Origin of the sequence: Sphingobium sp. BS19 (assembly GCF_027925545.1) — a bacterium.
Lineage (GTDB): Bacteria > Pseudomonadota > Alphaproteobacteria > Sphingomonadales > Sphingomonadaceae > Sphingobium.
Genome location: NZ_BSEF01000011.1, coordinates 77,567 through 91,466 on the forward strand (window position 1 = coordinate 77,567; position 13,900 = coordinate 91,466).

General features: G+C 57.3%; 13 protein-coding genes. 2 read left to right on the plus strand and 11 right to left on the minus strand.

From position 1 onward, the window contains the following. Positions 1–286: 286 nt before the first annotated feature. Positions 287–1,408, minus strand: a complete 1,122-nt coding sequence (locus QMG56_RS14145; RefSeq protein ID WP_281822948.1) for a mechanosensitive ion channel family protein — start codon at positions 1,406–1,408, stop codon at positions 287–289. Positions 1,409–1,548: 140 nt separating this feature from the next. Next, positions 1,549–1,848, minus strand: coding sequence for a DUF4168 domain-containing protein (locus tag QMG56_RS23490; protein ID WP_375713701.1), 300 nt, complete (start codon positions 1,846–1,848; stop codon positions 1,549–1,551). A 388-nt stretch (positions 1,849–2,236) separates the two neighbouring features. On the opposite strand from QMG56_RS23490, the gene QMG56_RS14155 reads away from it, so the two are divergent. Then, complete coding sequence (locus QMG56_RS14155; RefSeq protein ID WP_309298567.1) at positions 2,237–3,430, plus strand: chloride channel protein; 1,194 nt, start codon at positions 2,237–2,239, stop codon at positions 3,428–3,430. A gap of 301 nt (positions 3,431–3,731) precedes the next feature. On the opposite strand, the gene QMG56_RS14160 is transcribed toward QMG56_RS14155, so the two are convergent. Both QMG56_RS14160 and QMG56_RS14165 read right to left on the minus strand, forming a co-directional pair. Continuing rightward, positions 3,732–5,006, minus strand: a complete 1,275-nt coding sequence (locus tag QMG56_RS14160; RefSeq protein ID WP_281822951.1) for a mechanosensitive ion channel family protein — start codon at positions 5,004–5,006, stop codon at positions 3,732–3,734. A gap of 221 nt (positions 5,007–5,227) precedes the next feature. After that, positions 5,228–5,707 (minus strand): hypothetical protein, encoded by a 480-nt coding sequence (locus QMG56_RS14165; protein ID WP_281822952.1) that lies wholly within the window; start codon positions 5,705–5,707, stop codon positions 5,228–5,230. Between the two features lie 975 nt (positions 5,708–6,682). On the opposite strand from QMG56_RS14165, the gene QMG56_RS14170 reads away from it, so the two are divergent. Beyond that, the gene (locus QMG56_RS14170) at positions 6,683–7,078 is read left to right on the plus strand and encodes a PRC-barrel domain-containing protein (protein WP_281822953.1); all 396 of its coding nucleotides are present in this window, start codon (positions 6,683–6,685) and stop codon (positions 7,076–7,078) included. Between the two features lie 223 nt (positions 7,079–7,301). Here QMG56_RS14170 and QMG56_RS14175 read toward each other — a convergent pair whose 3' ends face one another. From QMG56_RS14175 to QMG56_RS14205, 7 genes are all read right to left on the minus strand, one after another. After that, positions 7,302–7,619: a hypothetical protein gene (locus tag QMG56_RS14175; protein WP_281823044.1), complete on the minus strand. Its 318-nt coding sequence runs from the start codon at positions 7,617–7,619 to the stop codon at positions 7,302–7,304. 272 nt (positions 7,620–7,891) lie between these two features. Next, positions 7,892–8,305: a Na+/H+ antiporter subunit G gene (locus tag QMG56_RS14180; RefSeq protein ID WP_281822954.1), complete on the minus strand. Its 414-nt coding sequence runs from the start codon at positions 8,303–8,305 to the stop codon at positions 7,892–7,894. Next, positions 8,302–8,571, minus strand: a complete 270-nt coding sequence (locus QMG56_RS14185; protein ID WP_281822955.1) for a K+/H+ antiporter subunit F — start codon at positions 8,569–8,571, stop codon at positions 8,302–8,304. The genes QMG56_RS14180 and QMG56_RS14185 overlap by 4 nt, the downstream gene beginning before the upstream one ends. Further along, positions 8,568–9,059, minus strand: a complete 492-nt coding sequence (locus QMG56_RS14190; protein ID WP_281822956.1) for a Na+/H+ antiporter subunit E — start codon at positions 9,057–9,059, stop codon at positions 8,568–8,570. Before QMG56_RS14190 ends, QMG56_RS14185 begins: the two co-directional genes overlap by 4 nt. Next, positions 9,056–10,582 carry a monovalent cation/H+ antiporter subunit D gene (locus QMG56_RS14195; protein ID WP_281822957.1) on the minus strand — a complete coding sequence of 509 codons (1,527 nt, stop codon included), beginning with the start codon at positions 10,580–10,582 and terminating at the stop codon, positions 9,056–9,058. Before QMG56_RS14195 ends, QMG56_RS14190 begins: the two co-directional genes overlap by 4 nt. Continuing rightward, on the minus strand, positions 10,579–10,941 hold the full coding sequence (locus tag QMG56_RS14200; protein WP_375713705.1) for a Na+/H+ antiporter subunit C: 363 nt from the start codon (positions 10,939–10,941) through the stop codon (positions 10,579–10,581). Before QMG56_RS14200 ends, QMG56_RS14195 begins: the two co-directional genes overlap by 4 nt. Before the next feature lie 2 nt (positions 10,942–10,943). After that, positions 10,944–13,763 (minus strand): monovalent cation/H+ antiporter subunit A, encoded by a 2,820-nt coding sequence (locus QMG56_RS14205; RefSeq protein ID WP_281822959.1) that lies wholly within the window; start codon positions 13,761–13,763, stop codon positions 10,944–10,946. Positions 13,764–13,900: the final 137 nt, after the last annotated feature.

The window sequence follows — 13,900 nt, forward strand, 5'->3', positions numbered from 1 at the left end:
AGGTTTGTGCGGTTAGTTACATCGTAACACGATTTACTATCGGGATGGATAAGGAGTGGCGAGCCAGATATGGCTGCACTCGCCTCAGCAAGCGGAGCACATGAAAGATCGGTTCGTAAGCCTTTGGACTGCTGCAGCAATGCTCCTTGTTATTGCCGGGGTGATCAATCAGCTCGGCGAGCCCTTGAGTAAGCTTGCGGCTCAGACCTCGAGTGACATAGTTGTGCGGGGCCGTGAACCTATGGAAAGCATCTAGCCGCTCGGGGATGGCATTACACGCTCGATCTCAGGATTGGCTCGAACCGTACCTCGTCGTTGCTCCCTGCATTTCAGACCATTCTCCTGGTCTTCCTACGATTTCGTTGCGTCTGCGTGGCAAGCTACTCACCGCCTCCTGCCCAAGATACGCCATCATCGCCTCGCGAACCTCGCATCGCAAATCGAAGGCGCTTCCCGCGTCAGCGGCACTGACTAACGCGCGCAATTCCATGACGTCTGGCGTCACATCCGTAACCTGAAGTCCCACCACACGTCCGTCCCAATTCTCGTTGGCTTCCACAATTGACCGAAGTTGGGTGCGCAACTTCGCCACATTGGCCGTAGGGTCAACATAGAGAAATGCTGTTCCTAGAAGCGCACTACTTTGGCGCGTCCAGTTCTGGAACGCATCCTCAAGGAACTTGCTCACCGGGACAATCAGTCTGCGGTCGTCCCAGATACGCACCACAACGTAGGTCAGCCTGATCTCCTCGATCCGGCCCCATTCACCTTCGATGATAACGACATCGTCTATCCGGATTGGCTCACTGAACGCCATCTGGATTCCAGCAATGAGATTCTTCAGTGCGGGTTGGGCGGCGGCACCTACCGCCAGCCCAGCAAGACCAGCCGATGCCATTAATGTCACGCCGATACTGCGGACACCGGGAATACTCAGAAGCATCATGCAAATAGTAAGGAAAATGATCAGAAAGCTGCCGATGCGCGTGAGGATGCCCGCGCGCGTTCTTTGCCGACGTGCAGCCAGGTTATTTGACGCCGTGATATCGGCGCGCGCCTCTATTGCATCCCTCAACACGTTTAGCAGGCCTAACGCTAACCATCCGAAGAGAAGTGGCACGACAAAGCCTGCCACCTGGCTCAGGATGGGTGCGCTTATCCGGCCAAATGGCGTTATGGGTACGGCCACAGCGATGATCAGTACTATCAGCGACCAGCGAACCGGCCTGTTGAGGCGAAGAATAACGATGTCGTCTATCCGATTACGGCTTCCTCTCGCAAATCGTCTTACGATTTTCCAGATAAGCTTGTGAATACATAGACCGAGCGTAACAGAAATTATTATAACAAGAGCGGTGGCTGCGGTGTTTTCAGCCCAATCTGGTATGCGTTCCAAAACGTCCTTCACACTTGAAATCCTTAAAAAATAAAACGTGCGATAAAATCGTATCGATCATCTCATTCGCATCTGACTACTTACGTTCCCATCATTTTGTTCATTGCCATCTGGCGAACTCTGCGTGCCAATGACGGATCATGTTCGACGCGCTAGCTCAAGGCATTGAAGGTTGCGATTGTTAGCCCGGTGCGGCGAACCATCGCCCGCGCTTGTTCCTCGGCCGTTTCAGTTATTTTTTGGCGCTCGGATTGCGGGAGAGAACGCAACCTGACATCGGCCCCTCGTTGTATTGTCCTGATCCCTATCAAAGCCTCTACATACCTTTGGATTTGGACAGGTGTGAATGTTTCCGTGCCGACAGCGTCACCCGACATGGCTGCGCGTGTCGACATCGTCGCGCCAACCGACGACGATGCGGATACCAGAATTCCAGCAGCTAAAATGATCATGAATTTATCCGAATTGGGGCAATGGCCGATGCAGCGATATTTCTGATTCGACGTTGGTCGTTAGTCCGGCTCCATCAAAGGAAGCCCCCGACTTGCTCCGGGTATATCGGAATAGCTTGCATTCCTCCGCCAGAACGGCGATCCGGACCACGCCAATATATCGTATCACGACTCTTTTAAAGCGTTCCGTCGCCGGGATCAACCCAGAGGCAAGAAACGTGCTGCTAGAGAATCGCTTTCCACAAAGGTCCCATGGGTGGCTCAGAAGGTATCGAGTTTTGCACGCAATTTTCGACGTGCCCGAATATTACTAAGGCGGCACGGTCCCGCAGCACCCGTTTGGCGGCGGCGGCTGGCGATGGGGGCGGGCGCGGTGTCCATTGGTTTGATGGCTCTTTTGTTCGCGCGCTTATCCGATGATGCCAGCACCGCTTTTGACGGAATTGTCCATGCCGCCTGGTGGCTGCCTCTTATCGTCACACCCTTGGGATTTGCCGCTTTGGTGGCACTGGTGCTTCGCTTTGCTCCTGAAGTGTCGGGTTCTGGCATTCCGCAGGTTATCGCATCCGTTCACGACCCTAAGGCGGCGAGTTCTTCCCTCATATCGGGCCGCGCTGCTGTGATTAAGTTTGTTCTTACGGTCACTGCCCTGCTGACCGGTGCGTCTGTGGGCCGCGAAGGCCCTACGGTCCAGATTTCCGCTGCCATAATGGCAATGTATCATCGCCTTTTGCGGGTACCGATGCGATCTTCTATGATAATCGCAGGAGGAGCCGCAGGCGTCGCGGCCGCGTTCAACACGCCGCTTGCAGGCGTCACTTTCGCTATTGAGGAACTGGCCGACGCTTATGAGCAGCGTGTCGCTTTGCTCGTCATGACTGCCATCCTCATTGCCGGCATGGTCAGTTTGGGGCTGGCTGGCGATTACCTGTATTTCGGGGTTGTGCGCGAGACTCTGCCTATCGATGCCGTCGCGCGCATCGCCCCTGTAGCCGGTGTTCTCGGCGGACTTTTTGGGGGTCTGTTTGCACGAGCGATGTTAAGTTTTTCCGACCATCGAGACAGGTGGCTGCCGTTTTTCAAGACTCGCCCGGTTGCATGGGCGTATTGCTGTGGAGTGCTCGTTGCAGTGATAGGCGTAGCCACAGGCTTGACGTGGGGTACGGGATATTCAGCTGCACATGCCATTATAGACGGGACCAATGCGCCCTACTGGTACGGACCTGCTAAACTCATGACGACATTGGCGACTGCTATTTCAGGCATCCCTGGAGGAATATTCGCACCATCACTCTCCGCAGGGGCAGGCTTCGGTGAGATCTTGCGCATTTGCTTCCCCGACGACCCCGGCGGTGCGGTTGTCCTACTGGGGATGGTTGCTTACTTCACCGGCGTGGTTCGGGCACCACTCACTGCCGTGATCATTATCGTGGAAGCCACTGCAAGCAGGGGATTGATCCTGCCGCTCTTCACCGTTGCGTTGATAGCCCAAACGGTGTCGAGTTTGGTATGCAAGGAGAGACTGTATCACGGGCTGGCGAGAGGATGGCGGAAAAAAGGGAGTATAGGCCATCCAGCTTAGATAGGCTGATTGCGCACGTGGTTTTCACCGGGCGGCTTCGTATCTACAGATGATCAGGTTCACGACGACCCTCTTCGGCATATGTGTGAAGCGCAGTGCTAAGCAAATGCACCGCTGAGCCTGCAGATGAGGTGTGGATACACCGTGCCGATAGCCAGACCTCGCACAGCGGTCAGCCAGTTCCGCTATTGGCGACGTGACGGAGAACCGCAGCGCATGCATGGCATGTCCGCTAACTAACGCCGGACGTATTGCGTGAGCATCTTTTACGGACCGGGCGCCGATGCCACGCGAACGGCCGCTATGCCGGTATCGCTGCTCCGGACCGAATATGAATGTCGCGTTGAGGGAACGGAATTTCGATACCGTGCTCTGAAAACAAGACCCATACTCTGTTAAGAATCTCAGACCTTACGTTTCCGACACCTAGCTCCGGGTCAGCGATCCAGATGAGAATGTCGTGATCGATCGAGCTGTCACCGAACGCTTTGAGCCAGACCGACGGCTTAGGATCGACAAGGACCCGCTCAACGGCGGCGGCTGCCTCCATCATTAGCCGCTGGGCAAGAGCAAGATCGCTAGAGTAACTGATGCCGACCGGGACATGCACGCGCACATTGCGACTTGAATAAGACCAGTTTTCCACAGCTTCAGTCATAAGTTGCTCATTGGGGATGAGGTGTTCCTTGCCGTCACGCGTAACAACCGAAACAGCCCGCACCCCAATCTTACTGACGGCACCAAATGTTTCGCCGACGACGATGACATCTCCTGGTTTGACGGACCGGTCCATCAGCAGGATCAAACCGGCGATAAGGTTGCCGAACGTTTTCTGTAGACCAAAGCCGACAGCGAGACCGACTGCACCGGAAAAAACAGTCAGTGCAGTCAGATCGACCCCTAACAGATCAATCCCTATCAATACGGCGATGACGATCACCGCAATGCCCGCGAGCTTTTGAACGAGTACGCGTTGTGAAATATCGAGCCCACCTGTGCGGCTGATCAGGTGTGAGAGAACCCGGTTCGCAGCTTTTGCGAGCACATATAAGATCGACACGATCATTACGGCGTTGATGACGGCAAGGAGAGAAAAGCGCCTCACACCGACTGAGAAGCCTACCTCGTCAAGTCCATCAACGAGTGGCTTCATTCCCCCCAAAGTGGCGGCTGTGGTTGCTACCAACGCAGACAGCGCGAACGCCACTGCCGGCCCCCTTTGAAGGCCGAACGCTTTCAGAAGGGCATAGACCAGCAGGCCAATCGCTGCGCCCAGCGCGACCGCAAGGAGCATCAAAGCGAGGGCGCCAAGTGGCACTGCATTCCCCACGATCATCAGGATCAGCGCGACAATGGAATATTGGATAACGGTCGTGATAAGCAGCGAATTTACGCTTTCAGGGTTCCCGCCGAGCCTGAGGATTCGGTCTGTCAGCACTGGACCTGCCCGGCGCGCAGCAAACCAACCGATCGTAAGGGCTCCCGCGATCAAGACAGCGGCGACTATAAGTGATCCAATATCAGGCGAAACCGGAATGGGAATACCCAGTTGTTCGATCCAAACATGCCAATCCATTTGAACCTCCTACCGAACAGTTGCTTAGGGCCAGCAACGATCCTAACGGAAGCATTGCCGACGATGAATCTATGATGAGCTAGCTCCGAATGTTTCGGTAAAATCAGGGCGCGGCTAGCCGCCGGGGACTCAACGGCACTTTGAGACAGCCGACATTCATTCGCGAAGGTTTCTTGCCGGGAACCTTTGATGTGGCTACGACCAAAACCAAATAGAGGTGTCTATGCCATTCGACTTGGACCGAAACGCTTGATCGAATCCCGAATTTGATTGGCCTCGTGCCTGCGCGTATCTACACCAACGACGATCGTTCTTTTCTCGGCGGGGTTACTGTCCTCGAACGCAAGCTCAAACTTCCTTTGCGTCAACCCAGCCATTCCACCGCAAATGGCTCCGAGGAGCGCACCCGCGCCCACTCCTGCCAGTCCCATCACCAGCAAGCCAACTGATCCGTATTCTTCTCCCAAAGCGGTAACGGCGGCCATCGCAAGAAGCACGCCTCCCCCTACCCCGCAAATGGCGGCGGCCTTTGCGGCATATTCGACAAATCGCGTTTTGTCCGAAACGACGAGATGTCGTGGCCCTCCTGCCCCTGACAGCAAGGATATCTCGTCTTTTTCAACACCGGCAGCCTGAAGCGCATCGACGGCCTTAGCCGCTTGAGCCGGGCTAAAGAAAACTGCTGTGATCTCATTATTCATTGAACGCTCCTATGATTGAGGACGGCGATACTAAATTCGACCGATCCACTGTTCTCCAGGCGTGTGGGCTTTCGTGTCGGCCTGGTTCATCTCATTCCCCGACTTTAAGCTTTCAGAGCCTCGAAGATGAGCATACGCCAGTTCGAACACGCTTTAACTGCTTACTCGTGGCAAGCTGACGTCTGAGATTTTTGACGATGAGACGCATGGGCGTAACGCTTTAGTGGGACTGAACGCGAACGATCATCAGCATAAGCCCAATGCCGCCGACGTTGCGAGCAGTGACGCCTACGGCCGAAAGAACGTCGCCGACCCCTCAGAACTCCAGTCTTTGTACACTGGGTACATCGTTGGCAGCCAGGTGAAGTCCGAGAAAGAATAAAGGGAACGCCCCTGAATTCTATGAATGTTAACCCTATTTTGATGCTTTTTGTTCCCACGCAACTGACAATTGTTCATTCGATGCGAGAGCATCCGGAATGGCGGGCCGCGAAAGCTTTTTACCAAATCTCGTGCATGCGAAACAGACCCGGAAAGCTTGATGCGTTCGGCAATGGGCAATGGCCACGAGTTGCGCAAAGCTGGATATTAAATGGCCAAAGATTCAGTGATTCTGGACGATTCAAGGTTAAGCTGGCGGACGAAAAGTCGTCGAGCCTCAGTGAGCTAGCGGAGCGTCGTCCACGTCTTCGCCTACCGAGCCACTTAGGCTTTTATCCATGTCATTCGTCGCACACCGCGGAAGGATCCAATCTAACCGTGAATAAAAACCAAAGGGATCTAAATTTACCGCTGATGAAACAATTCGAGCCCCAGCCCGTTAAATTTTCATTGCGGTGCTATTCGCCCGAGATGAGTCCACATCGCTCGAATTGTTTTCTCCCTTCGTCCGCGGCACCGCTGAGCGGATGGGAAGAGCGATATCGAGGTACGCGGGAGCGCGACGTGGCTACCCAAAACCAGAAAGGACACGTAATGACTGTCACTAGATCTGAGTATCCTGAGGATATCGCTGACCGTTTGCCCAAGGAAGAGACTGATCGGACCATCGCATCCGACAAAGTCGAAGGCACCGTGGTATATAATGCTCAGGATGAAAAAATTGGTACGGTCCATAATGTAATGATCGACAAATATAGCGGCCAAGTAGAATATGCCGTTATGTCATTCGGCGGATTTCTTGGGATCGGCGAGCGATATCATCCTCTGCCCTGGAAACTTCTTCGCTATGATGAACGACTGGACGGCTACGTCGTGGGAATAAAGAAAGAAGCATTGGAGACGGGCCCAAGTTTTGCCCGGAATGCTATGCCGTCTTTTGATCGTTCTTATGGGATGGGCGTTTATGGGCACTATGGTCTATTTCCCTGAGCGCTGTAGCGGTCGCCTAGCGTAATCGGGGTTGTCACACTGCAAGGATCGTCGATTAGCGGTGAGGCAACCCGCGCTCGCTCAATCGACCTTTTAAATTATGCGCTAAGCGTCGCTAAACTGCTTCAACCCGCGGGCGTCTTTGCCCTCGAAGTGTCGAGATGCCGAAGTGTGGGCTATGCCCGAGCGCGATGCCAATCACACTCTAGGAGCGGAATACTGCTCAACGACAACGGACGTCGCGGTTGTTGCCCCGGTCAATTGCCCGCCCCGCAACTGCGCCACCCGCCGCGCCTAAAAGTGTCTCTGATCGGCCAGGAGATATGATGTTTCCAATGATGCCACCAGCAACTCCGCCAATGATCAATCCGGTCGTACCGTCGCTCCGACGGCAGTAATAACGTCCATCTTGGCCACGGTAGACGCGTTCGTTCCGCCCAAGCCGACGTTCGCGGTACCGACGATCGTCGCGATAATAGCGGCCGGCATCATAGTTCCCATATGTCGGGTCGGGACGATTATAGTTGTAATTTCGATACATCGAGGCCTGGCCCACGCGAGAATTGCCCTCCTTTGCACAACCCCCAAGCGCAGCAACAATCGATATGGAGGCTATGGAAAGGACGCGCACAGTAAGCTCCCACGTTACAAGTGATTGTCTGGGTATATCCAGCGAACGCGGCGACTTGGCGGTGCGTTCCAAAACTCGCCCATATATTTAAGCGAACAATTCGGATCGGCGAATCTTAAATTGTGAGCGGATTGTTGGCTATTGGAAAGGTGTGACTACCAGCGCCCTACGGGTGTAGGCTCTCAGGTGTTCGCCGTCGAGCCTCGGGTATTTTGTTCAGGTGCCTCGAACGTCGCCCAATCGCTTTCGCCCGGCGGACGCGGTGGTGGTCCGGCAATACTACGCGTTTCCCCAGTCGCTCCGGTCTGTTCCCGATGCAGATGGACCTTAGCGATCATGTTTGCCGAAATGGGGGCCGTGATGAACAAGAACAACGAGATGAGAAGCTCATGGGCCGACCAGACCCCAAGTCGTGCCTGGAAGAAGACCATCGATGCGGCCAGAAGTGTGCCCAGCCCCAGGGTCGTGGCCTTGGTGGGGCCATGGAGCCGCTCCATCGTTGATGGCAAGCGTACTAACCCCCAACTGCCGATCAGCACAAAAGCCGCACCAACCAGCACAAGCGCGGCCACGAAGAAATCGACGACATTGCTCATTCGACAATGTCTCCCCGCAGAATGAACTTACAATAAGCGATGGTGCTCACGAAGCCGACCATCGCCAGCATCAACGCTGCCTCGAAATAGGCATTGCGGCCAGTCACCATGCCAATCAGCACGATCAGCGCAATGGCATTGATGACCATCGTATCGAGTGCAACAATGCGGTCTCCCAACGCCGGTCCCTTGAACAGTCGCCAGCCATTGAACAACAGCGCCAGCGCAACCGCTACGACCGCAATTGAAAGCGCGATGGTGATCATGCAAACACCCTTTGCAGGCGCGTCTCGTACCGGGTCTTGATCCGCGCGATCTCGGCCGCCTCATCGGCGACATTAAGCGCGTGGACCAGCAGATAGCATCCGTCCGCCGATACGTCAGAAGATACGGTGCCCGGCGTCAGGCTGATTGTTCCAGCAAGCACTGTAATTGCCTCCGGGGTGGTCAGGTCCATCGGGATCACCAGCCATCGCGACCTTAGATCGCGATTGCGCCGGAACAGGATCAGCCATGCCACCTGGAAATTGGCGAGGACGATGTCAAAAAGCACGATGCCGATATACGCCACGAACGCGCCACCAAACCGCACTTGCGGTCGTGACGGCCAGAACGGCTCGGTAAATTTCGGCAGAACCAGGCCAAACAGCGTTCCGAGCACCATGCCGCCGGCAGTGATTTTGTTGGCCATCAACAGCCAGACTATCAGCAGCAGTATCGACAAGGCGGGATGGGGCAAAATGCGTTTCATCATCGCTGCCGTCCCGTAAGCACCGCCGCAATATAGCGCTGGGGTGCGAATATCTGTGCTGCGCTTGCCTCCGCCTGCCCGGTGGCCCAGCCGGCGCCGAGCGTCAATAGGGCCAGCAGCGCAATCAGCGCGGTCGGCGCAATCAACTCCGCATCTGATCGCTCTGGGCAGGTAATCGCCGCGGCATCATCGGAAGCTGTCTTCCAGAAGATGGCGCTACCGCTGCGCGCGAAACCGATCACGCCGATCATCGTCGAACCGAGCACTACCGCCCAGGTCAATGGCCAGCCTGAGGTCAAAGTGACGCTCTGGAGGATAAAAATCTTGGCGACGAAGCCGGACAATGGCGGCAAGCCGACCGCGCCAATCGCCCCTGCCAGGAACAACAGGCCCGCTGTTTGCTGTCCGGCGAAGCGGGGGCTTGGCACGGTGGCATCGCTATACTGGCCGCGCCGCCGCAACGTCACGTCGGCGACCAGGAACAGCGCCGCGCCTGCAAGCGTGGCATGAACCAGATAATATAACGCCGCTGCTGTCGTCGCCTGCGTCCAGGCCGAAACTGCCAACAGCAACGTTCCGGTCGATCCGATGATCGCGAATGCCGACTGCTCGCGCATCGCCCGCGCGGCCAGCACTCCAAAGAATCCGACGATCGTCGTCAGCACGGCTGCCGGTAGCAACCAAGGCCCTGGCACCCACGCCGCGGCGCGGGCATCGTCGCCAAAGATTAGCGGCACAGTGCGGATCATCGCATAGACGCCGACTTTGGTCATGATCGCGAACAGCGCAGCGACGACCGGAGTGGTCGCGGCATAGGTGCGGGGTAACCAAAGATGCAGCGGCACGATTGCGGCTTTCAACGCGAACACCACGAGCAGCAGTAGCCCCGCAGTGCGGGTCAGTCCTTGATCCTCGCTGCCCAGCGCCGCGACGCGTAGTGCGAGATCGGCCATGTTGAGTGTGCCGGTCAGGCCATATGACAATCCCAAGGCGATAAGGAAAAGCGCCGATCCGACAATATTGACGACCACATAGGCGACTCCCGCCTTCAATCGTGCGGCACCCTGGCCGTGAAGCATCAATCCGTAGGAGGCGATCAGCAGCACTTCGAAGAACACGAAGAGATTGAACAGGTCGCCCGTGAGGAAAGCGCCGTTGAGGCCGAGCAGCTGAAAATGGAACAGCGAATGAAAATGCCAGCCCTTGCGATCGACAGCCGTGATTATGGCGTGGATCATCACCAGCAGCGCCAGCGCCGACGCAAGCACAAGCATCCCCGCCGACAGCCGGTCCAGAACCAGTATGATACCGAACGGCGCCGGCCAATTGCCCAGAGGATACGCGCGGATCACATCGTCCTGAGCTATGCCGAACAGCGCCAGCGCGGCGAGCAGCATGGCCGTGCATCCGATCAGCGAGATTGCAACACCCGCCCGCCGGCGGCTTCGCATGGCCAGCAGCGCTAGTGGCGCAGCAATAGCAGGGATCACCACCGGCGCGATAATGAGATGGTCAATCGCCGTCATAGGACGTCTTCGCTTTCGCGATCGAGGGGGCTGGCATCGGCGATGCCATCGACCTGGTCGGATCCACTTTCCAGGAAACTGCGCAGCGACAGGATGACGACCAATGCCGTCATCCCGAAGGTGATGACGATCGCCGTCAGTACCAACGCTTGAGGCAGCGGATCGGCATGTTCGGTTACCGTCTTGACGAAAAGTGGAGGGCGATCAACAACCAGCCTGCCCACCGCGAAAAGGAACAGGTTTACGGCATAGGACAGCAAGGTGAGCCCGAGAACGACTTGAAAGGTGCGGCCGCGCAGCGACAAATAGACGCCGCCTGCAGTCAGCAAAGCGATTGAAGTCGCGACCAGAAACTCCAGGCTCACGACTCCACCTCGATCAAATCGACATTGCGCGCCGCGCGTTGCGAGACATGGCTGAGTTGCGAAAGCGCCATCGTCACTGCGCCGACCACAACACAAGCGACGCCGGTGTCGAACAGCATCGCAGTGGCCAGTTCGAACTCGCCTATGAGGGGTAAGTTGAAATAGCCAAAGCTGCTCGTCAACAGGGGCGCCCCGAAGGCGAGCGAGCCCAGGCCGGTGGCGGTCGCGATCAGCACTCCGGTTGCGATCAGCCGGTGTTCACCGATGCGCCGCCGCTCGTCAGTCCAATCGAAGCCCGAAGCGAGATATTGCAGCAGGATCGCGATCGAAAAGACCAGTGCTGCGATGAACCCGCCGCCCGGTTGGTTGTGGCCGCGCAGGAAGATATATATTCCCACGAGCAGCACCAGCGGGAGCAGTAATCGCGCCGCCATCACGAACATCATGGGATGTCGTTCGGGCGAATGCGGCATGTCCTCGCGCCATCCACGCAGCCGCCGTCCAGCAACGCCCCGTGCAGCAGGTTCGAGCAGCGCGAAGATGGCCAGGCCCGCGATCCCCAGCACGATGATTTCCCCTAGTGTATCGAACGCGCGGAAATCGACCAGGATGACGTTGACGACATTGGTGCCGCCGCCTCCCGAATAGCTGTTCGCCCAATGATAAGATGACACCGTATCTCGCGCGTTGCGGGTCATCATCGTCCATGCGGCCCAGCCCGTCCCGATCCCCAACCCTGTTCCAATCATAGCGTCGCGAATGCGGCGTCTCAGGCTTGACAGCGTGGGTGGCGTTTTGGGGAGCAAATGGAGGGCGAGGAGCATTAGCAGGATCGTGACAACTTCGACGGCGATCTGCGTCAGCGCGAGGTCGGGGGCGGAAAGATGGATAAAGGCCAACGCCATTACCAGGCCAATGACGCTGATGAACACCAGCGCCCGAAAGCGCTGCCGCTGGGCGATGACGACTGCAACCGTTGCAGCCACCAGTGCGAACCAGGCTACGATCGCCGCCGGAGATGCCGGCAATGTTGGACGCGCTCCCGCAGGCAATCCGCCGGGCGTCAAGACGCCGTCTATGCCCATCGCAATTACCACTGCGAACAGGGCAAAGAGGTAGCGTTGGAGCGATCCTGCATGAACGGCAAGCGACGCGCGGCGGGTTGCACCGACAAGCGATTCCATCGTTGTATCGAACATCTGTTTGGCATCCAGCATCCCGTAACGGGAAATACTGGCCGCCCGGCGTGCCTGTCGCGACAAAAGCAAAACGCCTATACCGACCGCCCCAAGGCTCATTGCCAGCGCGAGGTTGACGCCGTGCCATAGCGCGAGATCCAACTCGGGAGGAGGGCCGCCGGTTACCGCGCCGGTCGCGGCGGCGACGAGAGGCCCGGCTACGATCATCGGCAGGACACCGAAGACGACTGCCAGTAGCACAAGCAGAAGAGGCGGCCCGAGCATCGCTGCGCCTGGTTCATGCGGTCTGACTACGTCTCCGGTATGTTGCGGACCAAAGAACAGCCCGGCAGCGTAGCGCAGCGAATAGGCGACCGACAACGTCGCACCGATCATCGCAACCACCGGCACCAGCCATGCCTGGCCAAGAAAAACAGTGCTTGTACTCTCCTCCAGCATCATTTCCTTCGAGATGAATCCACCCAGGGGCGGTAGCCCCGCCATCGCGGCAACAGCGATCGTACCAAATGTTGCGGTGATAGGCATCAACCGGGCAAGGCCACCCAGTCGGTTGATGTCGCGCGTTCCCGTCTCATGATCGATGATGCCCGCGTTCATGAACAAGGCGGCCTTGAAAGCGGCGTGATTGAGGATGTGGAAGATTGCCGCCGCCGCCGCGGCTGCGGTCCCGAAACCAAGCAGCATTACGATCAGCCCCAGCTGACTGATCGTCGAATAGGCAAGGATCGCCTTCAGATCGTCGCGGAAAAGCGCGACACCGGCCCCGAACACCATTGTCACAAGTCCTGTCGAAGCGACGAAGTAGAACCACCAATCGCTTTCCGCCAGCACCGGCCACAGCCGCGCCAACAGGAAGATTCCGGCCTTTACCATCGTCGCGGAATGCAGATAGGCGCTGACTGGCGTCGGCGCGGCCATCGCGTGCGGGAGCCAGAAATGAAACGGAAACTGCGCTGATTTGGTGAATGCTCCGAGCAACACCAATAGGAGAATCACGGGATAGAGCGGCGACGCCTGCACCGCTGCGCCGCGTTCGAGAATTGTCGCCAGCTCGTACGAACCTGCTGCCTGGCCCAGCAGCAGCAGCCCGGCAATGAGGGCAAGTCCGCCGCCGCCGGTCACCGTCAGCGCCATGCGCGCGCCCTGTCGCGCGTCTGCACGATCGCTCCAGAACCCAATCAGCAGGAAGGACGACAGGCTAGTCAACTCCCAGAAGATCAGCAGTAGCAACAGGTTGTTCGACAAAGCGATGCCGATCATCGCGCCCTGGAACAGCATCAGGAAGGACAGGAAACGGCCGGTCGATTCAGTCTTGCTGAGATAACCCTGGGCGTAGATCACGACGAGCAAACCGATACCGACGATCAGCCCAGCGAAGAGAAGCCCGAGCGGGTCGAGCCACAGGCTAAAATCGAGACCGAGTGCCGGTATCCAGCTAAGCCGATTTACCAACGGCGTCCCCGCCAGCACATTGGGTGCCGCCAACAGCAGCAAGGCCAGCCCAAGCCCGCTGGCGCCGATCGCAATCGCCATATGCACGCCGCGCGACGCGCGCGCGCAAAGCGCGAGCAGCACCGCAGCGACGAATGGCAACAACACCAGCGTCATCAGAATCATGGCGCACTTCCCCTAAGCGACATCGACGCATTGCCCTAATGCACGGATAGGAACCTCGGGTCGACCTCGCGCTGCGCGACGTTCCGGATTATGCCATTGGCGAAAAGAGAGACATCTCCCTATTCTCGGTTCGTTAC

Excerpts from the sequence above, each read along its gene's own strand:
- QMG56_RS14160 (WP_281822951.1), bottom strand. The coding sequence starts at position 5,006 with ATGGATTGGCATGTTTGGATCGAACAACTGGGTATTCCCATTCCGGTT.
- QMG56_RS14190 (WP_281822956.1), bottom strand. The coding sequence starts at position 9,059 with ATGATGAAACGCATTTTGCCCCATCCCGCCTTGTCGATACTGCTGCTG.
- QMG56_RS14175 (WP_281823044.1), bottom strand. The coding sequence starts at position 7,619 with ATGTATCGAAATTACAACTATAATCGTCCCGACCCGACATATGGGAAC.
- QMG56_RS14185 (WP_281822955.1), bottom strand. The coding sequence starts at position 8,571 with ATGATCACCATCGCGCTTTCAATTGCGGTCGTAGCGGTTGCGCTGGCG.
- QMG56_RS14155 (WP_309298567.1), top strand. The coding sequence starts at position 2,237 with ATGGCTCTTTTGTTCGCGCGCTTATCCGATGATGCCAGCACCGCTTTT.
- QMG56_RS23490 (WP_375713701.1), bottom strand. The coding sequence starts at position 1,848 with ATGATCATTTTAGCTGCTGGAATTCTGGTATCCGCATCGTCGTCGGTT.
- QMG56_RS14170 (WP_281822953.1), top strand. The coding sequence starts at position 6,683 with ATGACTGTCACTAGATCTGAGTATCCTGAGGATATCGCTGACCGTTTG.
- QMG56_RS14180 (WP_281822954.1), bottom strand. The coding sequence starts at position 8,305 with ATGAGCAATGTCGTCGATTTCTTCGTGGCCGCGCTTGTGCTGGTTGGT.
- QMG56_RS14205 (WP_281822959.1), bottom strand. The coding sequence starts at position 13,763 with ATGATTCTGATGACGCTGGTGTTGTTGCCATTCGTCGCTGCGGTGCTG.
- QMG56_RS14195 (WP_281822957.1), bottom strand. The coding sequence starts at position 10,582 with ATGACGGCGATTGACCATCTCATTATCGCGCCGGTGGTGATCCCTGCT.
- QMG56_RS14165 (WP_281822952.1), bottom strand. The coding sequence starts at position 5,707 with ATGAATAATGAGATCACAGCAGTTTTCTTTAGCCCGGCTCAAGCGGCT.